Annotated in this window: 20 protein-coding genes; 2 read left to right on the forward strand and 18 right to left on the reverse strand. The window is 67.3% G+C overall.

Annotated elements, in window-relative coordinates; genetic code table 11:
* Window positions 1-24 precede the first annotated feature (24 nt).
* The gene (locus Y958_RS01515) at window positions 25-723 is read right to left on the reverse strand and encodes an SDR family NAD(P)-dependent oxidoreductase (RefSeq protein ID WP_088870630.1); all 699 of its coding nucleotides are present in this window, start codon (window positions 721-723) and stop codon (window positions 25-27) included.
* 262 nt (window positions 724-985) lie between these two features.
* On the opposite strand from Y958_RS01515, the gene Y958_RS01520 reads away from it, so the two are divergent.
* A complete protein-coding gene (locus tag Y958_RS01520; RefSeq protein ID WP_244909326.1) occupies window positions 986-1342 on the forward strand; it encodes a GIY-YIG nuclease family protein in 357 nt (118 codons plus the stop codon).
* Window position 1343: 1 nt separating this feature from the next.
* On the opposite strand, the gene Y958_RS01525 is transcribed toward Y958_RS01520, so the two are convergent.
* The 12 genes from Y958_RS01525 to Y958_RS01580 all read right to left on the reverse strand — a co-directional run bounded on the left by Y958_RS01525 (window position 1344) and on the right by Y958_RS01580 (window position 15548).
* Window positions 1344-2051: a glutathione S-transferase N-terminal domain-containing protein gene (locus Y958_RS01525; RefSeq protein WP_088870631.1), complete on the reverse strand. Its 708-nt coding sequence runs from the start codon at window positions 2049-2051 to the stop codon at window positions 1344-1346.
* A 234-nt stretch (window positions 2052-2285) separates the two neighbouring features.
* Window positions 2286-3221 (reverse strand): IS110 family RNA-guided transposase, encoded by a 936-nt coding sequence (locus tag Y958_RS01530; RefSeq protein WP_088870517.1) that lies wholly within the window; start codon window positions 3219-3221, stop codon window positions 2286-2288.
* A 259-nt stretch (window positions 3222-3480) separates the two neighbouring features.
* Entirely contained in the window at window positions 3481-3936 is a 456-nt protein-coding gene (locus Y958_RS01535; RefSeq protein ID WP_088870632.1) for a DUF4167 domain-containing protein, read from the reverse strand.
* Between the two features lie 347 nt (window positions 3937-4283).
* The gene (gene prmC / locus Y958_RS01540; RefSeq protein ID WP_088870633.1) at window positions 4284-5120 is read right to left on the reverse strand and encodes a peptide chain release factor N(5)-glutamine methyltransferase; all 837 of its coding nucleotides are present in this window, start codon (window positions 5118-5120) and stop codon (window positions 4284-4286) included.
* Window positions 5121-5146: 26 nt separating this feature from the next.
* Window positions 5147-6235, reverse strand: a complete 1089-nt coding sequence (gene prfA, locus Y958_RS01545; RefSeq protein ID WP_088870634.1) for a peptide chain release factor 1 — start codon at window positions 6233-6235, stop codon at window positions 5147-5149.
* 174 nt (window positions 6236-6409) lie between these two features.
* Entirely contained in the window at window positions 6410-7546 is a 1137-nt protein-coding gene (gene ispG / locus Y958_RS01550; RefSeq protein ID WP_088870635.1) for a flavodoxin-dependent (E)-4-hydroxy-3-methylbut-2-enyl-diphosphate synthase, read from the reverse strand.
* A 140-nt stretch (window positions 7547-7686) separates the two neighbouring features.
* A complete protein-coding gene (locus Y958_RS01555; RefSeq protein ID WP_244909327.1) occupies window positions 7687-9303 on the reverse strand; it encodes a GH39 family glycosyl hydrolase in 1617 nt (538 codons plus the stop codon).
* A complete protein-coding gene (locus Y958_RS32695; RefSeq protein WP_088870636.1) occupies window positions 9303-10301 on the reverse strand; it encodes a RodZ domain-containing protein in 999 nt (332 codons plus the stop codon). Before Y958_RS32695 ends, Y958_RS01555 begins: the two co-directional genes overlap by 1 nt.
* The gene (locus Y958_RS32700) at window positions 10246-10539 is read right to left on the reverse strand and encodes a helix-turn-helix domain-containing protein (protein ID WP_088870637.1); all 294 of its coding nucleotides are present in this window, start codon (window positions 10537-10539) and stop codon (window positions 10246-10248) included. The genes Y958_RS32695 and Y958_RS32700 overlap by 56 nt, the downstream gene beginning before the upstream one ends.
* A gap of 140 nt (window positions 10540-10679) precedes the next feature.
* Window positions 10680-12887 (reverse strand): phosphoenolpyruvate--protein phosphotransferase, encoded by a 2208-nt coding sequence (ptsP, locus tag Y958_RS01570; protein WP_088870638.1) that lies wholly within the window; start codon window positions 12885-12887, stop codon window positions 10680-10682.
* 155 nt (window positions 12888-13042) lie between these two features.
* Window positions 13043-14140, reverse strand: a complete 1098-nt coding sequence (locus Y958_RS01575) for an NAD(P)H-dependent flavin oxidoreductase (protein ID WP_244909328.1) — start codon at window positions 14138-14140, stop codon at window positions 13043-13045.
* A gap of 172 nt (window positions 14141-14312) precedes the next feature.
* A complete protein-coding gene (locus Y958_RS01580) occupies window positions 14313-15548 on the reverse strand; it encodes an aspartate kinase (RefSeq protein ID WP_088870639.1) in 1236 nt (411 codons plus the stop codon).
* 412 nt (window positions 15549-15960) lie between these two features.
* Here Y958_RS01580 and ubiG point away from each other — a divergent pair, with 412 nt between their 5' ends.
* Window positions 15961-16704 (forward strand): bifunctional 2-polyprenyl-6-hydroxyphenol methylase/3-demethylubiquinol 3-O-methyltransferase UbiG, encoded by a 744-nt coding sequence (ubiG, locus tag Y958_RS01585; RefSeq protein WP_088872418.1) that lies wholly within the window; start codon window positions 15961-15963, stop codon window positions 16702-16704.
* 154 nt (window positions 16705-16858) lie between these two features.
* Here ubiG and ptsN read toward each other — a convergent pair whose 3' ends face one another.
* From ptsN to Y958_RS01610, 5 genes are all read right to left on the reverse strand, one after another.
* Window positions 16859-17317 (reverse strand): PTS IIA-like nitrogen regulatory protein PtsN, encoded by a 459-nt coding sequence (ptsN, locus tag Y958_RS01590; RefSeq protein WP_088870640.1) that lies wholly within the window; start codon window positions 17315-17317, stop codon window positions 16859-16861.
* A 204-nt stretch (window positions 17318-17521) separates the two neighbouring features.
* Complete coding sequence (hpf, locus tag Y958_RS01595; RefSeq protein WP_088870641.1) at window positions 17522-18166, reverse strand: ribosome hibernation-promoting factor, HPF/YfiA family; 645 nt, start codon at window positions 18164-18166, stop codon at window positions 17522-17524.
* 138 nt (window positions 18167-18304) lie between these two features.
* The gene (rpoN, locus tag Y958_RS01600; RefSeq protein ID WP_088870642.1) at window positions 18305-19840 is read right to left on the reverse strand and encodes an RNA polymerase factor sigma-54; all 1536 of its coding nucleotides are present in this window, start codon (window positions 19838-19840) and stop codon (window positions 18305-18307) included.
* 61 nt (window positions 19841-19901) lie between these two features.
* Window positions 19902-20711, reverse strand: a complete 810-nt coding sequence (gene lptB / locus Y958_RS01605; RefSeq protein ID WP_004272214.1) for an LPS export ABC transporter ATP-binding protein — start codon at window positions 20709-20711, stop codon at window positions 19902-19904.
* On the reverse strand, window positions 20708-21739 hold the full coding sequence (locus tag Y958_RS01610; RefSeq protein WP_088870643.1) for an LptA/OstA family protein: 1032 nt from the start codon (window positions 21737-21739) through the stop codon (window positions 20708-20710). Before Y958_RS01610 ends, lptB begins: the two co-directional genes overlap by 4 nt.
* Window positions 21740-21768: the final 29 nt, after the last annotated feature.

Here is a 21768-nt window from a genome sequence, read left to right on the forward strand (position 1 = left end):
TTTCAATGCTCCTTGAAGGGCGGCTCACCAGGGAACGGTGGCGCCTTTGTAATCCAGATACTGCAGGCCGGGCTTCCCAGCCTGGGCGGTCACCACGTCGACCACGCGGGGAATGCTTTCAGACACATCCAGGCTGGCGGCCGGCCCGCCCATATCGGTGCGCACCCAGCCGGGGGCGATGACCAGCAGGGTACGGCCGTGCGCCGGTTGCCGGGCGGCGTAGGAGCGCATGAGGGTGTTCAGCGCCGCCTTGCTGGCGCGATACACCTCCCACCCGCCGCTGAGGTTGTTGGCCACGCTGCCCAGGCCGGAGGACATGACGGCGATGGTGCCCTTGGGCGTCACCAGCGGACCCAGCACCTCGACACAGCGCATGGGCGCCAGGGCGTTGGTCACCTGGATGCGGACGAATTCCTCGGTCGACACCTCGCCGATGGTCTCTTCCGGATTGTTGGTGACGCCAGCGTTGACGAACAGCACGTCGACCCGGCTGCCCTCCAGGCGCCGGCGCAGGGCCGCGATCTGGTCGGCATGGACGATGTCCACCGTCTCCACCGTCAGGCGGCCCTGGGCCTCGCCCGCCAGCTCATGCAGGGGCCCGGGCTCGGCACCGGGACGGACGGTGGCGATAACCTGCCAGCCACGGGTCAGATACTCCTGCGCCAAGGCCAGGCCCAGGCCACGGGAGGCGCCAACGATGAAGGCGGTGGGGGACGCGGACATAGGGGGACCCTTTCTGCTAGGGGCGCCGGCCGCCCCGGTGCGCGCCGGGATCGGGCCATGAGGGAAGGGAGATGCCTGATATGGGGTGGCCCCTGTGAAAGTCAGGGGCGAAAGTCTAGGGAGGCCTGGGAATGAGCATGCCCCAGCGCCTCCCATCCGCGCGATTGACGATGAGTCATCAGGCGGCTGACCGGCCGTCATAGCCACCGGGCTTGACCTTATTTTACCCGGGTATTATACCTCCAGCCAGGATATCACCCGGGTGAAACAGGATCGCACCATGCAGAGCCAGGACAGGAAGGCGGCCATCGCCGACTACAAAAAGCGGGAGGATGAGCCCGGCATCTATGCCCTGCGCTGCGCCGCCCTGCCAGACACCGTGTGGGTGGGACCCACGCCGACCCTGGACACCATCCGGAACCGGCTGTGGTTCAGCCTGCGTCACGGCGGCCACACCCACCGGGGCCTGCAAGCCGCCTGGAACACCCACGGGGCCGACGCCTTCACCTTCGAGGTGCTGGAACGGCTGGAGCCGGAGGAAAGCCCCTATCTCGCCCGTGCCCAACTGAAGGATCGCGCCGCCCACTGGCGGACGGCGCTGAAAGCGGAAGGGATTTAAGTCACCCCGGCCGCTTCGGGATATCCAGTCCGCGCTGCACCGCCGGACGCGCCAAGCCGCGTTCCAGCCAAGCCGGAACGTTCTTGAGGCTGTCGTAGTCGACCAGCTCACCCGCGCCGTAGAAGCCCACCAGGTTGCGCACCCAGCCCAGGCAGGCGATGTCGGCGATGGTGTACTCCTCGCCCATGATCCAGGGGCGGTCGGCCAAGCGGCCCTCCAGCACGCCCAGCAGGCGCTTGGATTCGTCGGCGTAGCGCTTCAGGGGACGCTTGTCCTCATAGTCCTTGCCGGCGAATTTGTGGAAGAAGCCCACCTGGCCGAACATGGGACCGATGGCCGCCATCTGGAAGAACACCCATTGCAGGGTCTCGTAGCGGGCGGTCGCCCCGGCGGGCAGGAACTTGCCCGTCTTTTCGGCCAGATAGACCAGGATGGCGCCAGACTCGAACAGGGCGATGGGCGTGCCCTCCGGCCCGTTGGGGTCGATGATGGCCGGGATCTTGCCGTTGGGGTTCAGCGACAGGAATTCCGGCGTCCAGCTCTCGTTCTGCATGATGTTGACGAGATGCGGCTCATAGGGCAGCCCCGTCTCCTCCAGCATGATGGAAACCTTCACGCCATTGGGCGTGGGCAGCCCATAGAGCTGGATGCGGTCGGGATGCTGGGCCGGCCAGCGGCGGGTGATGGGAAAGGCGGACAGGTCGGTCATCGGGGCTTCTCATCAGTCGGCTCGGGGTGCGGCATTGAACCGCCAATCCGCCCCCGCTTCAACGAGCGCGGTCACAACGCGAAAGAAAAGGGCGGCCACCCGCGACCGCCCTTTCCCATGACCTTATACCAGCGGCATGAAATGGTGACTCGTGCCGCTGTAGCCCGACTGCGGGCGCCGGACCTTTCCGGGGAGCGGAGCGGACTGGAAAGGGAGGAAGCCAAGCAACAGTCTTTAAGGTGCGTATGCCCTCTGGTCTCGAATGAGTGCGTTGGCGAGGATAATGAGCTTACGCATGACAGCGACGAGGGCGGCTTTGGGCTTTTTGCCGGCGTTGATCAGCCTCCGATAGAAGTCTTTGAGGGTGTGGTTGTGCTTGCTGGCGACGAGGGCGGCCATATAGAGGACGGATCGGACCTCTGATCTTCCGCCGTAAATGCTCCTGGGCCTGTCGCGTTTGCCGCTCTGGTTATCCATGGGAGCGACGCCGACCAATGCGGCGGCCTGGTGTCGTGTGATGGCGCCCAGTTCGGGCATGTAGGCCAACAGGACGGTTGAGCAGGCCGGACCGACGCCGGGGATGGACTGGAGCCTGGCGTTGTTGGTCCTGAAGGTTTCATGCTGGGCGATGAGGTCAGCGATACGCTTTTCGATGCGGGCGATCTGAAGGGCCAGGATGTTCAGGTGGCGTTTGCTCAGACGGGCCAACTCCAGGTCCTCCAGAAGCTGAGCCTGGTTGCGGACCATGGTCTGCATGTTGGTGAGCTGACGCCGTCGCGTGGCCAGTTCCGCCAGTTTCTCCCGATGTGGGTCTGCCTGGTATGGCTCCCCTTCAATTGCCTGCGCGAAGGCGGTGATCATTCGGGCATCGAGGCGGTCATTCTTGGCCCAGCGCCCACTGGCTCGTGCGAAATGCCGAACCCGGCGGGGATCGACGATACGGACGGGAATATTGGCCTTCCATAAAGCCTTCATGACAAGTCGCTCGTAGCCGCCGCTGGCCTCCACAACGACCTGTACAGCCCGCTTCCGGCACCGTTGCAGGAGGGTGGCATATCCGGCTTTGGTGTTATCGATTTGAAAGGTCTCTCCCGTCGCGGCATCGAAGCCGTCCAGGCGGGCCTTGCTGACATCCAGGGCGATGATAGAGTCGTTCTGCGCCATCTTCATGCTCCCATCCTTGCACGTACGGGGCGGCAACCCCCGGCAACTGTTCGGGTCAATGAAGGGGCCGTTCGGAGAGCCTTGCTTGGCTACGGAGCGCGAACTACCGAAAAGCGGAGCGGTCTTCCGGACGGGTCACGAGCTGGGGCATGCCCCAGCTCGTGACAGCGCATTTTACGCAGATTATGGAAGACACAAGGCGCGGATGCGCCGCCGGCGCCTGAGGCAACAAAAAAGCCCCGCTGTCAGGCGGGGCTTTTTAAGATCACGCGCTCAGCGGCTCGCGCTCATCTTCGGCCTGGGCATCGCCCTCGCCGTCGTCGGCCGCATCGCCGCCCTCGGCGTCGTCGTAGCCCGGCTGGGGCTGGTAGCCCCGGGGCTCGCCGCTGCGCTGGCGCTGTTCGGACTCGTTGATCTGCGTGATGATGCGGAAATAGTGCTCCGCATGCTGCAGATAGTTTTCCGCCGCCACCCGGTCGCCGGACGACTGGGCGTCGCGGGCCAGGGCCAGGTACTTCTCATGCACCTGGAAGGCGTTGCCGCGGATGCGCACATCCGGGCCGTTGCTGTCAAAGGTCTGGTGGCGCAGGGGCACGTTCTGGCGGCGGTTATTGCCGCCACCGTTGTTGCCACCGCCATTGCCGCCGCTGTTGCCGCCGGCATTGCCACCGTTGTTACCGCCGCGTCCACGCGAACGCCTGGAGTTCGGTCCCTGTCTCATCCGACTGCTGCTCTAGCCCCGTTGGAGTTCGATGCATGCCGTGCCAAGGGGGCGGACATCATCATCCGCGCCACCGCATCCGATCCCGGAATCCACACCGTAACCCGGAAGGAACCGGATCGACCATGCTGGGCAAACTGGCATGCCGTGGTGATCATCATTGGCCCATGAACGCTAGCCCGGCCCCTATAACGGTGTCCCCCGTTTCGAACCTGGCGCGTCGCCCCTTCGGCCTTCACCACGCAAAACGACCCTAAACGCTGAATCCCGCTAATCCAACATTTTTTTTGGCGATGCGGCCCTGCGCGGCTGGCGCAAGCGGTCAGGGGCCCTGGTCTTTTGGGGAATCAGCTGCGCCGCCGGGCGGCGACCACCCGGTCGTGGCCGGCCAAATCGTCCACCCGTTCCAGCACCTCGAGGCCCGCGGCGGCGAACAAGGCTGCCACATCCGCCCCTTGGCCGGCGCCATGTTCCACCGCCAGCAGGCCGCCGGGCAGCAGCAGGCCACGGGCCACCGTGGCCAGGTGACGGTACGGGTCCAGTCCATCGGCACCGCCATCCAGCGCCCGCATCGGATCGAAGGTCCGCACCTCCGGCTCCAGGCCGGCGATGTCGGCGGCCGGGATGTAGGGCGGGTTGGAAACCATGGCGTCGAAGCGGCCCCCCGCACCCAGCGCGTCTGTCCAGCTGCCGACCAGGAAGGCGCTGCGGCTCGCGAATCCCAGGGCCTTCGCGTTGGCGGCGGCGGTCTGGGCGGCACCGGGGGCGATGTCCACGCCCAGGCCCCAGGCGCCCGGCAGCTCGGACAGCAGCGCCAGCAGGATGCAGCCGCTGCCCGTGCCCAGATCCAGCAGGCGCCGGGGACGCTGGCCGTCGGGCAGGTGGCGCAACGCGGCTTCCACCAGGGTCTCGGTATCGGGCCGGGGGTCCAGCGTGTCCGGCGCCAGGCGGAACTCCAGGCTCCAGAACTCCCGCCTGCCCAGAATGCGCGACACCGGTTCGCGTGCCGCCCGGCGATCGACCAGGGCGGCCAGGGCGGCCTGCGCCTCGGCTGGCACCGGCCGGTCGCCGTCCAGCAGCAGGGCGGTGCGTGACCAACCCAGCGCCTCCTCCGCCAGCAGGCGAACGTCCAGCCGGGGGCTGGCGCAGCCGGCGGCGGCCAGGCGGTCCTCGGCCGTTTTCAATACATCACGGAGGAGAAGGGGCCCGCTCACTGCAGTTCGGCCAGGCGCTCCGCCTCATCCTGGGCGATCAGCGCCTCCACCACCTCGTCCAGGGCCTCGCCCGCCATGACCTTGTCGATCTTGTAGAGCGTCAGGTTGATGCGGTGATCGGTCACCCGGCCTTGGGGGAAGTTGTAGGTGCGGATGCGTTCCGAGCGGTCGCCGCTGCCCACCTGGCTCTTGCGGTTGGCCGCGCGTTCCGCGTCCAGGGCGCTGCGCTGCAGGTCATACAGGCGGGAACGCAGCACGCGCAGGGCCTTGGCCTTGTTCTTGTGCTGCGACTTCTCATCCTGCTGGCTGACCACCAGGCCGGTGGGCAGGTGGGTGATGCGCACGGCGCTGTCGGTGGTGTTGACCGACTGCCCACCGGGGCCCGAGGAGCGGAACACGTCGATGCGCAGATCCTTCTCATCGATCTGGATGTCTACCTCCTCCGCCTCGGGCAATACGGCCACGGTGGCGGCGGAGGTGTGGATGCGGCCTTGAGTCTCGGTCGCCGGCACGCGCTGCACCCGGTGCACGCCCGATTCGAACTTCAGCCGGCGGAACACGCCCCGCCCAGAAATGCTGGCGATGGCTTCCTTGTAGCCGCCCAGGCCGGTCTCCGAGATCTCGATGACCTCGAAGCGCCAGCCCTGGATGGCGGCGTAGCGGCGGTACATGTCGAACAGGTTGGCGGCGAACAGGGCCGCCTCGTCGCCGCCGGTGCCGGCGCGCACCTCCAGCATGGCGTTCTTGTCGTCGGCGGCATCCTTGGGCAGCAGGGCCAGCATGACCTGACGTTCCAGTCCGGGCAGGGCCTTCTCCGCCTGGATCAGCTCATCCTGCGCCAGCTCCCGCATCTCGGGATCGGCTTCCGCCTCCGCCATGCGGGCCAACTCGGCCAAGTCGGACCGGGCGTGGCGCAGGGCCGCGATGGACTCCGCCACCGGCGTCAGCTCCGCGAACTCCTTGCTCATGCGGGTGTAGGCGTCGGCCGCCAGCGTGCCCGTCGCCAGGGCGTCGCGCAGTTCGTCATGCCGGGCCGACAGCTTGGCCAGCGTGTCCCCGAACCGTTCTTCCAATGTGGTGGTCATATCTTATCCGTCATCCCGTATCCGGGCTGACTAAAGCCCTCAAGCGCCGGGCGGCGGCATCCGCCGCCTTGGCTTGTCCTCACTTTCCAGTCCGCTGACGCTCCCCGGAAAGTTCCGGCGGCCGCAGTCGCGGCCTGACGGCTTGAGTCCGGAACTCAAGCCGCGGGCCTCGTATCATTCGGCGGCAGCGGCGGCCTCCTCGGCGGCCTGGGCGGCCTTGATCTCCTCGGCCTTCTTCTCCACCAGCGACACCAGGTGGTCGACGATGCTCTCGTCCTTCAGGCGGTGGGCCGGCTGGCCCGCCAGGAACACCTGGTGCACGCCCTTGCCGCCACCGGTGAAGCCGATGTCGGTCATGGTGGCTTCACCCGGGCCGTTCACCACGCAGCCGATGACCGAGACGGTCATGGGGGTGGTGATGTGGGCCAGACGTTCCTCCAGCACCTCGACCGTCTTGATGACGTCGAACTGCTGGCGGGCGCAGGACGGGCAGGAGATGACGGTGACGCCGCGGCGGCGCAGGCCCAGCGACTTCAGCATCTCGAAGCCGACCTTGACCTCCTCCTCCGGGGGGGCGGATAGCGACACGCGGATGGTGTCGCCGATGCCCGACCACAGCAGCATGCCCAGGCCGATGGAAGATTTCACGGTGCCGGCGCGCAGGCCGCCGGCCTCGGTGATGCCGATGTGCAGGGGATAGTCGCAGGCCTCGGCCAGGCCCTGGTAGGCGGCCACGGCCAGGAACACGTCCGAGGCCTTCACCGAAATCTTGAACTCCCGGAAGTCATGGTCTTCCAGGATCTTGGCGTGGGTCAGGGCGCTTTCCACCAGGGCTTCGGGGCAAGGCTCGCCATAACGCTCCAGCAACTCGCGCTCCAGCGAGCCGGCGTTGACGCCGATGCGCATGGCGCAGCCGTGGTCCTTGGCGGCCTGCACCACCTCGCGCACCCGGTCGGCGGAACCGATGTTGCCGGGGTTGATGCGCAGGCAGGCGGCACCCGCCTCGGCGGCCTCGATGGCGCGCTTATAGTGGAAGTGGATGTCGGCCACGATGGGCACGTGCACCGCCTTCACGATCTCCTTCAGCGCCGCCGTCGACTCCTCGTCGGGGCAGGAGACGCGGACCATGTCGGCGCCGGCCTCTTCTGCCCGCAACACCTGCTCGATCGTCGCCTTGGCGTCGGCGGTCAGGGTGTTGGTCATGGTCTGGACGGAGATCGGCGCGTCGCCACCGACCAGGACGTTGCCGACACGAATCTGACGGGAGGTCCGGCGCAGGATCTGGCGATACGCACGATGGGAGGTGGACATGGGAACTGGCCTCATGGGGGAATTTGATCGGTAAAGTGCTGCCGGAAGGCCCCGGGATCAAGAGGCCATCGCACAAGGCTTCACCGCGCCGTGTGCGGGACGGCGCGGTGCATAATGGTTAAGCAGCCGACGCGGTTGGCTTATTTGCCGCCGGCGGCCTGATCCCCGGCGGCCTTGTCCAGCGTGACCAGCATGATGTCGTTGCTGTGCATGGGCAGGGTGGTGGCATAGCGGCCATCGGCGCCCACGGTCACGGTCTTGTCCGCCTCGGGCAGGTCGCGCGTCAGGTCGGTCAGCTTGGCCTGTTGCTCCGCCGACAGGTTCTTGGGCGCGCCCATGTCGATGTAGGCGGAATAGGCGTCGTTGGCGCGGAAGCCGGTGCGGTGCACGGCCAGGTGGTATGTGCCGGGCTTCAGGCCCCGGAACGACACCTTGACCGACGGGGCGGCCTTGTTGGGGACGATCTTGCTGTAGAAGGACCGGTTGCTGACCGGCTGGTGCGGTTGCTGGAAATCCCACACCAGGGCGGCGGTCTTGCCTTCCGTCGCGGACGCCATCACCTGGCCGTCTGTCACCGGCACCGCCTGGCCTTGCAGGGCGTGCAGGTACTTGTACGCGAAATAGGCCGGCTTGCGGATGCCCTCGCGGTTCATCAGGCCGAAGCCGCCCTCGAACGGGGCGGTGGGTGGGCCGGGTTCCTCGAACAGGTCGCTGTAGGTCCAGTAGCTCATGCCCTGGACCATGCCCTGGCTGGCCTTCAGCTTGGTCAGGATATAAGGCGCGCTGACGTAGCTGTCGTGCACCAGGTCGCGCGGGGTGTAGCTGGTGCTCCACTCCGTGAAATAGAGCGGCAGGGTGGGGAAGCGGGAGGCGGCGATCTGCTGGCGCACCTTGCGCACGTCGCCCACGATGGCGTCGGGGGAGGGCGACAGCTTGGTGTCGGCCTTGCCCGCCTCATCCAGGAAACCGCCGTCCACGCCATAGGTGTGGGTGGTGACGAAGTCCACGGGCGCGCCGCTCTTGGCCACATGGTCCAGGAATTCCGGCACCCAGGCGGCGCCGGCCGTGGCGGGGCCGCCTACGCGCAGTTCCGGGTCGATGGCCTTCATGGTGTTGGCCGTCAGGTCGTACAGCGCGAAATACGCCTGCTGGTCGCCGCCTTCCCAGAAGCCAGCCAGGTTGGGCTCGTTCCATACCTCGAAGAACCAGCTGCGCACCTCGGCCTGGCCATAGCGCGCCTCGATGTGCTGGACGAAGGCCGTGATCAGGTCGCGCCAGGCGTTGGGCCGGGGGTGGGAGGTGTTGCCCTCCCAATAGAAAATCTTGTTCTCCGACGTCGCCATGGCCTTGGGCGTGAAGCCCAGCTCGACGAAGGGCTTCAGCCCCCGCGCCTTCAGGTCGTCGTACAGCTGGTCTATCTTGCTCCAGTCATAGGTGACCGTGCCGTTCTCGACCTTCACCGTGCCCAGCACGTCGTGGAAGATGGCGTGGAAGCGGATGTAGCGGAAGCCCAGCTCGTCCTGGGTGGTCTTCAGTTGGGCCATGCTGTCCGGCCGCATCAGCGTGCCGGGATAATCGGAGCCGACGGACAGGTCGTAGAAGCGGTCCAGCGGCTGGGTCGCCTTGGCCACGTCCACCTCGACCTGGCGGATGCGGCCCTCGGCCCGGGCCGACTGGGTGGCCAGGCCCACGGCCAGGGTCGCGCAGGCGGAAAGACAAGCGGCGACGGCCGCCTTGCTGCGAAACAGGGAAGCCATCAGTGAGTCACCCGAGCCTGTAAATCATCCGGTTGCAGGGGATAGCTGCGCACCACCTGGCCCTTGGCGCCCAGGGCGGCCAGGTCCTTGCCGTCCAGGCTGACGACCACGCCGCCGGCGTTGCCGGTTTCCAGGGTCAGGCCAGGCACGTCGGGAGCGCGGAAGCTGTCGCCCGGGTGCAGCACGCGGGACGCCCACAGCGTGCCCTTGGCGTCGCGCACCTGGATCCAGCTTTCGTCCGTGGCGCGCACCACCACGCGGGCGGGGCCGGTCTGGCCGAAGACGCGGCCCTTGGCGGGGGCCGGCACCGCCCCCGGGGCGGTGGTGTCGGGGCGCATGCTGGCGTCGGCCGGGGCGGCGTCCGGATCGGCCGCGGCGGTCTTGGGCTGGCCCAGGTCGGGCATCTGCGGCGCCTCGTCATCCGGCGCCTCGGATGCGACCGGTGCCGAGGTCGTTTGCTGGGGCGCGGCCGACTGTGGCGCCGTCGCGGTCTTGCCCGGTGCGGCGGGCGGCGCGGCGGTCCCCTGGCCTGCGGGAGCGTTGGTCGCCGGCGCCTGCGGGGCAGCCGGGGCGTTGGCGGGGGCCGCGGGCACGGGGCCGGGCATGGCGTCGGGCAGCGGCGCGGTGGCGTCGGGGGCGGCCCCCACCTCCGGCGCCGTGGGCTGCGCCTGGTTCAGCAGGGCCTGCACGGCGGGGGCCGGCAGCACGTTGGCCGGCGGCGGGGAGGAGGCATCGCTGTTGCCCGTCAGGTGGGCCAGCCGCTCCGGCAGCTTGGGCACCAGGTCCAGGGCGCTGCGGTCGGCGGAGGAATAGAGGTACCATCCGCCATAAAGGGCCGCGGCCAGCACCACGGCGCCAACAATCAGCGCGCCGCTGGGCACGCGGTTCTCGCTGACCGGGATGGGCAGGTACAGTTCCGCCGGGCGGACGTGGCCCGCCGTTTCATCCGGGAAGCGGTTCAGCAGGACGCCCGAGATCGATGCCCAGCAGATCGGCATAGCTGCGCAGGAAGCCCAGGATGTAGGCCTGGCCCGGCAGGTCGCCATAGCGGCCGTCCTCGATGGCTTCCAGATAGGGGCGGCGGATGCGCAGCACGTTGGCCACGCCCGTCAGGTCATAGCCCAGTTCCTCGCGCCGCATGCGCAGGATGTCGCCCACGGTTTCGCGCGGCGCCTGCGGTTCGGCGGCGCGGCCAGCGTCGATCATGTCCCGATAACGGTCGCGGCGTTCAGTCATGACGGCTGTCCCAGCACAGAATGGTGCACGAATTATCCCAACCGCCGGTTCGTTTATTGCGCCGACGACGATGTCGCGGGAGTCTTATCAAGGGCTTCGCGGTACCGCAACCATGCTGCCGTCAGAATTCATTAGATTGGCTACAGCCGAACGCCATGGTCGCGGGCGAAGGCCAGCAGGTGCTGGCGCAAGCTGCGGTCGGGGCGTCCCAACAGGCTGTCCAGGAACCGCTGCAGCACGTCCACGTTGACCGAGCGGATCATGGTCTTGATCTCGCCGAAGGCGCCGGGGCTCATCGACAGGGTGCGGAAGCCGCAGCCCAGCAGGGCCATGGCGTCCAAGGGCCGGCTTGCCATTTCGCCGCACAGCGACAATTGCACCCCGGCCTCATCGCACCGCCGCACCAGCATGCGCAGCACCGACAGCATGGCCGGCGACAGCAGGTCATAGCGGTTGTTGAGCATGGGATTGCCGCGGTCGCTGGCGAACAGGTACTGCAGCAAATCGTTGGATCCCACGGACATGAAGTCGATGTGGGGCAGCAGCGCGTCCAGCTGGAACAGCAGGGCCGGTACCTCCATCATCACGCCCACCTTCAGGTCGCGGGGGCGGGCCACGCCGTCCTGATCCAGCCGGCGCAGTTCCAGATCCAGTATGCGGCGGGCGCGGAGGAACTCCGACACCTCGGCCACCATGGGGAACATCACCCGCAGGTCGCGGCCCGAGGCCGCCCACAGCAAGGCCCGCAACTGCTTGCGCAGCATGGCGGGACGATCCAGGCCGATGCGGATGGCGCGCCAGCCCAGGGCCGGGTTCTCCTCGCCCAGGTCGGGGAAGTAGGGCAGGGTCTTGTCGCCGCCCACGTCCAGGGTGCGGAAGGTGACGGGCTTGCCGTCCGCCTCGTCCAGCACCTTGGCGTAGGTTTCCTTCTGCACGGCGGTGTCGGGATAGGTATGCCGCACCATGAAGGGAATTTCGGTGCGGTACAGACCGATGCCGTCGGCGCCGGTGGCGTGCAGGTGGGGCAGGTCGATCAACAGGCCGGCGTTCAGCATCAGGCGCACGGCCACGCCGTCGCGCGTCACCGACTCCAGCTCGCGGGCGGCGGCGAACTCGCGTTTGCGCTCCTCCCCCACCTCGATGCTTTTCAGGAAGGCCTCGGTGATGTCCTCCGCCGGGCGCACGAACACCTGGCCGTGATCGCCATCGACAATGACGAAGTCCAGCGGGTCGATGCGGTTCAGCACGCCGGTGCACTGCCCCACCACGGGGATGTCCAGGGCGCGCGCCACGATGGCCACGTGGCTGTAGGCCGCCCCCTCCTCCAGCACCAGGCCGCGCAGGCGGGTGCTGTCATAGTCCAGCAGCTCGGCGGGACCCAGGTTGCGGGCCACCAGCACGAACGCGTCGGGCAACGTGCCGCCGTCCGCCTTGTCCTGGCGGCCGGCCAGATGCTGCAGCAGGCGGTTGGTGATGTCGTCCAGGTCCAGCTGGCGCTCACGGATGTAGCTGTCTGTCACCGACGCCATGCGGGCACGGTTGTCGTTCTGCACCTGCTGCACCGCCGCTTCCGCCGTCAGGCCGGTGCGGATGGCCTCGCGGATGCGCGACAGCCAGCCACGGTCGGTGGCGAACATGCGATAGGTTTCGATGATCTCGTGATGCTCGCCGCCGGTCTCGCCCGACAGGATCAGCAGGCGGTCGATGGCGGAGTGCATGCTGTCCACCGCCTCGCGCAGGCGGCGCAGCTCCAGCTCCGGATCATCGGCCACCATCTGGCGGATGGTCAGCTGCGGCCGGTGCAGCACGGCCATGGCCATGGCGATGCCCCGGTTCAGGCTGACCCCGTCCAGGCGCGAGGGCAGCAGCACCAAGTCATTGGCCACCTGCAGTTCGCGATTGTCGACCAGCTCGCCCGTGGCCACCAGCTCGGCCACCACCATGGCGATGGTCTCCAGCGTCTCCACGTCCTGCTCGTCATAGGCGCGGCGGGCGATGTGCTGGATGGCCAGCACGCCGCGCACGCGGCCGCCGCGCAGGATGGGCACGCCCATGAAGCTGTCGAACGGATCCTCGCCCGTTTCCGGACGGTAGGCGAAATTGGGATGGCTGGGCGCGTTGGCCAGGGCCACCGGCCGGGCGTGGGCGGCGATGTCGCCCACCAGGCCCTCGCCCACCCGCAGCCGGGTCTTGTGCACGGCATCCAGGTTCAGGCCGATGGTGGCGAACAGTTCCAGCACCTCGCCCGCCCGCATGACGTAGCAGGAGCAGACGTCCGCCCCCATTTCGGCAGCGATCAGCATGACGATCTTGTCCAGGCGCGACTGGGCGGTGCCCCCGGCGGCCATGACATCGCGCAGCCGAGCCAGCAGGCGCCGAGCCCCGCCCGCCGCGTCGGCGGACCGGCGGCGTTCGGTAACGGTACCGGTGGTAATGATACCGGTTTCCGGAACCTCAAGCCCCGGGTCGATAAGGGTGGGGGGAGTTCCGGAATGCGGTGCCACTAGCCTGCCGCTCCCGCCAGCGCCAGCGCCGGTCCCGCTTCCTTCGCCCTAGGGGCCTTGGCATGCCCGTACCGGCCGGCCAGGGCGTCCTCCGCCTGGGCCACCAGTTCGGCCAGGATCTCGGCCGTCGGCTGCTCGCGCGTCACCATGCCTACCGATTGCCCGGCCATCAGGCTGCCGTTCTCCACGTCGCCGTCGATGACGGCGCGGCGCAGGGCACCGGCCCAGAAATGCTCAATCTCCAGCTGGGCGTCCTTCTGGTCCACCTCGCCGCGGTTGAAACGCTCCACCACCTCGCGCTGGAAATCCATGAAGCGGCGGGTGCCCTCGTTCTGCAGGGCGCGGACCGGGATGACCGGGAAGCGGCTGTCCAGTTGGGCGGAGGGCATGGCGTCACGGGCGCTGGCGCGGATGAAGGCGCGCTTGAAATTGGGATGGGCGCGGGATTCGGTGGCGCAGACGAAGCGGGTGCCCAGCTGCACACCGGCGGCCCCCAGTTCCAGGTAAGCCACGATGGCCTCGCCCCGGCCGATGCCGCCGGCCACGAACACCGGCACGTCCCGGATCTCCGGCAGGATCTCCTGCGCCAGGACCGAGGTGGCGACGGGCCCGATATGGCCGCCGGCCTCCATGCCCTCGATGACCAGGGCGTCCACGCCCATGCGCACCAGCTTCTTGGCCAGGACCAGGGCCGGCGCGAAGCACACGACCTTGGCACCCCCGTCCTTCAGCTGCTTGATCACCGGCGCGGGGGGCAGGCCGCCGGCCAGGACGACATGGTGCACGCCGTGGTCCAGGCAAACGGCGGCCAGCGTGTCCAGCTGCGGGTGCATGGTGATGAGGTTGACGCCGAAGGGCTTCGCCGTCAGCGCCCGGGTGGCGTCGATCTCCTGGGCCAGCATCTCGGGCGTCATGGCGCCGCAGGCCAGCACGCCGAAGCCGCCGCCGTTGGAAATGGCGGCCACCAGGCCGGCGTCCGACACCCAGGTCATCGCGCCGCCCATGACGGCCAGCTCCGTGCCCAGGAAATCGCGCCCACGGGTCCACAGCGCGTCCAGCTTGTCGCGAGCGGTTCCAATCGTGGTGGTGGTCGACATCAAAAACGCTTCCTTTTGGCGGAAAAAATGTGTCACCCGCGCCCGTGATGCGGCGGCCGGTGCCCCGCGGGCGGGGAACGACGCCGATCCCTAACCTAAAACAACCCCTGAAAACAACAATGCCCCGGGGGACGCTCTTCCAGTCCCCCGGGGCAGAGTGTCGCTCAGATGCTTATGCCTGGTCCAGGCCGTAAGCGGTGTGCAAGGCGCGCAACGCCAGTTCGGTGTACTCCTCGGCGATCAGGACGCTGACCTTGATCTCGCTGGTGGAAATGACCTGGATGTTGATGCCGCGGTCGGCCAGGGCCTTGAACATGCGCTGGGCCACGCCGGCGTGGCTACGCATGCCGACGCCGATGACCGAGACCTTGACCACGTTGCTGTCGGCGATCAGGCGGCGGAACTTCAGGTCGTCCCTGGCGCCTTCCAGCACCTGTACGGTGCGGTCCAGGTCGGCCTTGGTGACGGTGAAGGTCATGTCGGTGGTGGTGCCGTCTTCCGATACGTTCTGCACGATCATGTCAACGTTGATGGCGGCGTCGGTGAGCGGGCCGAAAATGGCCGCCGCCACGCCCGGCCGGTCTTCCACGCCCACCAGGGTCACCTTCGCCTCATCCCGGCTGTAGGCGATGCCGCTGACCAGTTCCTGTTCCACGATTTCGTCCTCATCAACGACAAGAGTTCCCGGCAACGCGCTGCCGGCCGCTTCCTCGAAGGTCGACAGCACCTGGACACGCACCCGGTGCTTCATCGCCATTTCCACCGACCGGGTCTGCAGGACCTTGGCGCCCAGGGACGCCATCTCCAGCATTTCCTCGTACGTGATGCGGCCCAGCTTGCGGGCCTTGGTCACGATGCGCGGGTCGGTGGTGTAGACGCCATCCACGTCGGTGTAAATATCGCAGCGCTCGGCCTGGACAGCCGCCGCCAGGGCCACGGCCGAGGTGTCGGAACCGCCGCGGCCCAGGGTGGCGATGCGCCCATCCTTGGACACGCCTTGGAAGCCCGCCACCACGGCCACCTCGCCGGTGGACATGCGGGCCACCAGATCGCCGGACTCGATGCGCTCGATGCGGGCCTTGCCATGCACGTCGTCGGTGATCAGGGGGATCTGCCAGCCCTGCCACGACCGGGCCGGGATGCCGATCTCCTGCAGGGCGATGGCCAGCAGGCCGCTCGTCACCTGCTCGCCCGAGGCGACCACGGCGTCGTACTCGCGCTCGTCCGCCAGGCGGCTGACCTGCTTTACATAGTCCACCAGCTGGTTGGTCACGCCCGACATGGCGGAGACGACCACCGCCACCTCATGGCCGGCGTCGACCTCCTGTTTCACTTTGCGGGCGACATTCTTGATCCGGTCGATGGTGCCGACCGATGTCCCGCCGAACTTCAAAACGAGGCGTGCCATAACCCGTGTCTGCCTTGTGAGAGGCCGGCAGGCGCCAGCCGGTGGATGCAAGGGGCTCCCGGGCGCGAGGCTTTCCGGAAAGCGCGCTATCCTTACCCTGTCGGGCGCGCGCAGGCAATAAATGGGCAATAAAAGGTCAGGGTTGCGTAAACCGGGCGACAGAGCATTTCTATTTCGTGGTCATGGCTCATCTCCAACGCCGGGCGCCGGCATCCGCCGGCCAGGGCTTATCTTCCCGTTTCAGCCCGCCGACGCCCCCTGAAACATTCCCGTGGACGCGGTCGCGTCCCCCGTTTTTCCTGCGAGCCCGGCCGGGTGCAGCCATTCAGCCGGCGCGGTTGAGTTGACCGCAAGGGCGGCACATACTCCGCCGCGCCCCCATTGGGGCGCGTTCCGTTCAAGGGTGCCTATGATGAGCCAGACCGCCACGACCACCGTCGACCCCGGGGAAATCCAGCGCTTTTCGGCCATCGCCGCCGAATGGTGGGACGAGGCGGGCAAGTTCCGGCCGTTGCACAAGCTGAACCCGGTGCGCCTGGAATATCTACGCGATCGCATCTGCGCCCATTTCGGCCGCGACCCGCTGGCGCCCCAGCCGCTTAAGGGCCTGCGCCTGGTGGATATCGGCTGCGGCGGCGGCCTGCTGTCGGAACCGCTGGCCCGCATGGGGGCCGACGTCGTGGGCATCGACGCCGCCGAGCGCAACGTGAAGACCGCCGCCACCCACGCGATGGAAACGGGCACCCCGGTCGATTACCGCCACACCACGGCGGAGGCGTTGGTGGCCGCCGGCGAAAAGTTCGACGCCGTATTGTCGCTGGAGGTGGTGGAACACGTGGCCGACGTTCCGCTGTTCCTGGACAGCCTCGCCGCCCTGATGAAGCCCGAGGGCCTGCTGGTCATGGCCACGCTGAACCGCACGCCCAAATCCTATCTGATGGCCATCATCGGCGCGGAATACGTCCTGCGCTGGCTGCCGCGCGGCACCCACGACTGGCGCAAGTTCCTGAAGCCGTCGGAACTGGCCGCCGGCCTCCGCGCCACCGGCCTGACGGTGCGCGAGGTCATGGGCCTGGTCTACAGCCCCTTCAACGACACCTTCCGCCTGGACGCCCGCGACCTGGATGTGAATTACCTGCTCTGGGCCAGCCGCTGAGGCAACCAGCGGCCAAATAGGCAACACGGCCCAAGCGGCGGCATGGTCACAGGCCGCCGTAGCCCGCGACCGCGGGCGCCGGAGCGAGCACCGAAGGGCGCAGCGAGGACAGCCAAAGGCCCGGACGGGCCTGCCGGCGCTTGAGGAAAACGAACTAAGCCGCGTTGCTGGCTTCCGTGTGCGTCAGCAGGGCGTAGATGGCGTCGGCGGTGTCGGCGCCGCGCAGCTTCTCGCAGAACAGCGGGTTGCGCAGCATGCGCGAGACCAGGGCCAGGGCCTTCAGGTGATCGGCCCCAGCCGATTCCGGGGCCAGCAGCAGGCAGATCAGGTCCACCGGCTGTTCATCGATGGAGTCGAAATCCACCGGCCGTTCCAGACGGGCGAACAGGGCGCAGACCTTGGGCAATGTGGGCAGCTTGCCGTGGGGGATGGCGATGCCCCGGCCCACGCCGGTGGTGCCCAGGCGCTCCCGCTCCAACAGTACGTCGAAGATGGCCCGCTCATGCTGGCCGGTCAGGTCGGCGGCCCGTTTGGCGAGTTCCTGCAGCACCTGCTTTTTGGAGGAGGCCTTGAGATTGGCGACAATGCCGTCCGGCCTCAAAAGCTCGACCATCGGCGTCAACAAAAACTGGGACGGCATTGCCACCACACTCGCTTACACGGGCATTTCGCTTGAAGTTTTATAGGGCGGAAAGGTTTATCAAACTTTTCCGCCCAACCCCCGGTTCCAAGCTTCGGCTATCCCCGCCCCGAGGTCAATGGGGCCAAGGCCGGCGGGGATAGCTCCGGAAGCTGTATCCTGATCAGCAGGTTCCGATCAGTGGGTGGCCGTGGGCTTGCCGTCGGAGGGGTCGACCCAGCCGACGTTCCCGTCGGGCCGGCGATAGACCATGTTCAGATGGCCATGCGCGCGGTTGCGGAACAGCAGGGCCGGCAGATCCGCCAGGTCCATGCGCATCACCGCCTCGCTGACCGTCAGCATGTCGATGTTGGTCTGCATCTCGGCGATGATCATGGGGTGGTGGTCGGCACCGTTGCCGTTCACCGCGTGCCCGTTGTGGCTGCCGGCCCCTTGACCGCCTTCATCGGCCTCGTCGTCGTGGGCGTCGGCGTTGATGATGTATTTGCGGGCCGGCACGGCGGCCTCGGCCTCGCCGTGCACGCGCTGGTGATGGTCGCGCAACCGGCGCTTATAGCGTCGCAGGCGCTTGGCGACGCGCTCCGCCGCCTCATCGAAGGCGGGATAGGGTTCCGTGGCTTCGGCATAGGCTTGCAGAAGGATGCCGCGGCCGACGTGGGCCTGGATGTCCGCCTTGTACAGATGCGCTTCGCGCGACAGCACGACGGTCGCCTCAAGCGGACTGCTGAAATATTTCTCCACCAACCCAGTCAGTGTGGTCTCGACATGGGTGCGCAGGGACTCGCCAACGTCTAGCTGCTTGCCTTTGACGATTATATGCATGGCCTGTCCGTCTCGCTTGGTTGGAAGCCAGGAGTGGCGGCGGCGTGGTGCCTTGCCGTCGGCCTTTACAATAGCCCTCGGCCGGCCTTTTGCTGCTGGGAAGGCCAGCCGTCATGCGCCATCCATCGGGCGCATGGTTCAGATCCCAAGGGCCTTCTCCCGGCGACGCTGGACTGAGGAAGGGATCTTCATGGCTTCACGATACTTGGCGACCGTCCGCCGTGCAATGTCGATCCCCTCATCCCGAAGGATCTCGACCAGACGGTCATCCGAAAGGATCTCATCCGGCTTTTCCGCGTCGATCAGCACCTTGATGCGGTAACGCACCGCCTCGGCCGAGTGCGAGGCCTGGCCGTCCGCCCCGGAAATGGCTGATGTAAAAAAGTATTTCAGTTCGAACAGGCCGCGGGGCGTGGCCATGAACTTGTTGGTCGTAACGCGGCTGACGGTGGATTCGTGCATGCCGATCGCCTCCGCTATATCCCGAAGGATAAGGGGGCGCAGGAACTGCAGGCCGTGCAGGAAAAACGCGTCCTGCTGGCGCACGATCTCGGTCGCCACCTTCAGGATGGTGTTGGCCCGCTGGTGCAGCGACTTCACCAGCCAGCTGGCCGACTGGAACTGCTCGGTCAGATACTCCTTGTCCTGCTTGTTCCGGGCGGCCCCCTGGATGCGGGCGTAGTAGCGCTGGTTGACCAGCACACGGGGCAGGGTGTCGCTGTTCAGCTCCACCAGCCAGCCGCCGCCGGGCTGGGCGCGCATGACGATGTCCGGCACCACGGTCTGCACCGGCTCATGATCGAAGGCCAGGGCTGGTTTGGGGTTCAGCGCCTTGATCTCGCCGACCATGTCGGCCAGGTCCTCGGCATCCACCTGGCAGACCTTCAGCAGGGCCGGCACGTTGCGCGCGGCCAGCAGGGGCAGGTTGTCCAGCAGGGCCTGCATGCAGGGGTCCAGCCGGTCCAGCTCCCGCAGCTGCAGCGCCAGGCATTCCTTCAGCGAGCGGGCGAAAATGCCAACGGGGTCCAGGCGCTGCAACCGTTCCAGAACCGAAACGACCTGGGATTCGGTGCAGCCCAGCTGATCCCCGACCACGGCGATGTCGCCGGTGAAATAGCCGGCCTCGTCCAGGTAGTCCATCAGGGCGAAGGCCACCATCCGATCCAGGGGATCGGCGATGTCCATGGTGATCTGTTCGGTCAGATGGTCGCGCAGCGAGACGCTGCCGGACAGCGTCTGCTCGAACGAGTTTTCGTCATCCTCGAAGCTGCCGCCGCGTCCCGACCAGTTGCCGAAGGCCTCGCCGCCCTCGCCCATGCCGTCGGCCGCCATGTCGACCGCGCTGGAATTGGTCCAGACGTTCTCGAAGTCCGTGTCCAGCGGCGCGTCGCTGGAGGAGCCCATGTGGTCGGAAGACGTGAGGTCGGCCGTGTCGCGCACGGGCAGGTCGTCGCCACGCGCGACCACCTCCTCCCGGTCCACCCCATCGGGGGCCGGATCGCGGTTACGGTCGCCATCATCGCGTTCCAGGAGCGGGTTCTGCTCCATCTCGCGATCGACGTAGTCGGCCAACTCCAGGTTAGACAGCTGCAACAGCTTGATCGCCTGTTGCAGCTGGGGAGTCATCACCAGCGCCTGGGTCTGCCGAAGATCAAGGCGTTGTTGAAGCGCCATCACCCGCCCAAATAAGAACAGTGGCCCGAAATGGAATTGCGCAGAACGCGCTTATACTTAGTTACAGACTGAACCGTTCGCCAAGGTATACGCGGCGCACGTCCTTGTGGGCCACGATCTCGGACGGTTCACCCTCCATCAATACCATACCATCGTGAAGAATGTATGCGCGATCAACGATGTCCAGGGTTTCGCGGACGTTGTGGTCGGTGATCAGGACGCCGATGCCGCGCTCGCGCAGATGACTGACCAGTTCGCGGATGTCGTTGACGGCGATGGGGTCAATGCCGGCGAACGGCTCGTCCAGCAGGATGAAGTTGGGCTGGGACGCCAGGGCGCGGGCGATTTCCACGCGGCGGCGCTCACCGCCCGACAGGGCCAGGGCCGAGGTGCGGCGCAGATGGCTGATGGAGAATTCGGCCAGCAACTCGTCCAGCGTGGCTTCACGCTTGTCGCGGTCCTGCTCCACCACCTCCAGCACGGCGCGGATGTTGTTTTCCACCGTCAGGCCGCGGAAGATGGAGGCCTCCTGCGGCAGATAGCCTATCCCTAAGCGCGCGCGGCGGTACATGGGCAGGTCGGTGACCTCCAGCCCGTCCAGGGTGATGGTGCCGTAATCGGGCATGATCAGCCCGGTCATGATGTAGAAGCTGGTGGTCTTGCCGGCGCCGTTGGGGCCCAGCAGGCCTACGACCTCGCCCCGGCGCACGCTGACGCTGACATCGCGCAGCACGGGGCGGCCCTTGTAGCTCTTGCCCAGCTTGGTGGCCGTCAGGCCGCTGTTGGGGTTGTCGGACACCAGGCGCGGGCCTCCCGCTTTGGGTTCCCTGGGTGCCGCCGGCACCTTCGCGGGTTCGGACGTCATGCTCATGGCTGTGCTCCGCCGCCGGGGGGTTTGGCGCCGCCAGCGGGCGGCGCGGCGGGGGCCGGGGCTGCCGGCTGATCGGACTTCTTGGGTATCAGCACGCTGTGCACGCGCCCACCCTTGACGGTCTCGTCGGGCAGCATGCGGCTGACCCCCGTGGCGTTGTTGACCTCGGCCCTGTGGCCGTTCACCTGGTTCTGACCCTGGGTCAGCTTCACATCGCCCGTCAGGATGGCGATGCGCGTCTTCACGTTATAGGTGCCCTCGGTGCCGCGCGCGACATCTTTGGGTGTGACGATCAGCACGTTGCCCTTGGCATCCATGCGCGTCATCTCCAGCTGCTTGGCGGCGTTCTCTTCCATGATGCCCACCAGCACGTCGGCGCGGATACGGTCGCCCTTGTCGTTGATGGCGATGGCGTTGCCGCGCGCGACCAGCAACTGCTGCTGTTTCCAGTATTCCAGGGTGTCGCGAGCGTAAACCGTGTCGCTGCGCGTGACCAGGTGCAGGTGGTCGCCGGTGAGCACGGTCACGTCCTGGTCCACGTCATAGACGCCGTGGTCGCCAAAGGCCTGTTGGCTGGGCGATGTCATGACCACCTGGCCGTCGGCGGCCATGCGGTACATCTCGGTCGAGCCGTCATTGGCCTTGCGGTAATAGACCACCAGGGTGTCGCAGTGCAGGGTATCCTCCCCGCGCGTCACGATGACGTGGCCCCGGGCCACGGCGGCCAGCTGGTCATTGTGCCACTCCATCGTCTCGTCCGAGGTGATGTCGATGGCGCCCGGGGGGGACGCCGTGACCTCGGCGGGGGTGAAGGGCAGCAGGCCAGGCTCGCCCGGGGCGGCGGGATTCTGCGCCGGCGCGGCGGCGGGCTTCTTGGCCTTGGCGGGCTTTTCGCCAGCGGGCTTTTCGGCGGCGGGCTTTTCGGCGGCGGGCTTGGCCTCCGCCGTTTCCTCCGCGCGGGAGGATGGGGCCAAGGCGACCAGGGTCGTGGCTGCAACCGCCAGGCCGCCCAGCATCAGGGTCCGCATCACCGGGACCGTCTTCGTAAACCGGATAC

Source organism: Nitrospirillum viridazoti CBAmc, from assembly GCF_000730165.1.
Classification (GTDB): Bacteria; Pseudomonadota; Alphaproteobacteria; order Azospirillales; family Azospirillaceae; genus Nitrospirillum; species Nitrospirillum viridazoti.

Excerpts from the sequence above, each read along its gene's own strand:
- Y958_RS01515 (WP_088870630.1), bottom strand. The coding sequence starts at position 723 with ATGTCCGCGTCCCCCACCGCCTTCATCGTTGGCGCCTCCCGTGGCCTG.
- Y958_RS01525 (WP_088870631.1), bottom strand. The coding sequence starts at position 2,051 with ATGACCGACCTGTCCGCCTTTCCCATCACCCGCCGCTGGCCGGCCCAG.
- Y958_RS01530 (WP_088870517.1), bottom strand. The coding sequence starts at position 3,221 with ATGAAGATGGCGCAGAACGACTCTATCATCGCCCTGGATGTCAGCAAG.
- Y958_RS01535 (WP_088870632.1), bottom strand. The coding sequence starts at position 3,936 with ATGAGACAGGGACCGAACTCCAGGCGTTCGCGTGGACGCGGCGGTAAC.
- prfA (WP_088870634.1), bottom strand. The coding sequence starts at position 6,235 with ATGACCACCACATTGGAAGAACGGTTCGGGGACACGCTGGCCAAGCTG.
- ispG (WP_088870635.1), bottom strand. The coding sequence starts at position 7,546 with ATGTCCACCTCCCATCGTGCGTATCGCCAGATCCTGCGCCGGACCTCC.
- Y958_RS01555 (WP_244909327.1), bottom strand. The coding sequence starts at position 9,303 with ATGGCTTCCCTGTTTCGCAGCAAGGCGGCCGTCGCCGCTTGTCTTTCC.
- Y958_RS32695 (WP_088870636.1), bottom strand. The coding sequence starts at position 10,301 with ATGCCGATCTGCTGGGCATCGATCTCGGGCGTCCTGCTGAACCGCTTC.
- Y958_RS32700 (WP_088870637.1), bottom strand. The coding sequence starts at position 10,539 with ATGACTGAACGCCGCGACCGTTATCGGGACATGATCGACGCTGGCCGC.
- ptsP (WP_088870638.1), bottom strand. The coding sequence starts at position 12,887 with ATGGCCGCCGGGGGCACCGCCCAGTCGCGCCTGGACAAGATCGTCATG.
- Y958_RS01575 (WP_244909328.1), bottom strand. The coding sequence starts at position 14,140 with ATGTCGACCACCACCACGATTGGAACCGCTCGCGACAAGCTGGACGCG.
- Y958_RS01580 (WP_088870639.1), bottom strand. The coding sequence starts at position 15,548 with ATGGCACGCCTCGTTTTGAAGTTCGGCGGGACATCGGTCGGCACCATC.
- ubiG (WP_088872418.1), top strand. The coding sequence starts at position 15,961 with ATGAGCCAGACCGCCACGACCACCGTCGACCCCGGGGAAATCCAGCGC.
- ptsN (WP_088870640.1), bottom strand. The coding sequence starts at position 17,317 with ATGGTCGAGCTTTTGAGGCCGGACGGCATTGTCGCCAATCTCAAGGCC.
- hpf (WP_088870641.1), bottom strand. The coding sequence starts at position 18,166 with ATGCATATAATCGTCAAAGGCAAGCAGCTAGACGTTGGCGAGTCCCTG.
- rpoN (WP_088870642.1), bottom strand. The coding sequence starts at position 19,840 with ATGGCGCTTCAACAACGCCTTGATCTTCGGCAGACCCAGGCGCTGGTG.
- lptB (WP_004272214.1), bottom strand. The coding sequence starts at position 20,711 with ATGAGCATGACGTCCGAACCCGCGAAGGTGCCGGCGGCACCCAGGGAA.
- Y958_RS01610 (WP_088870643.1), bottom strand. The coding sequence starts at position 21,739 with ATGCGGACCCTGATGCTGGGCGGCCTGGCGGTTGCAGCCACGACCCTG.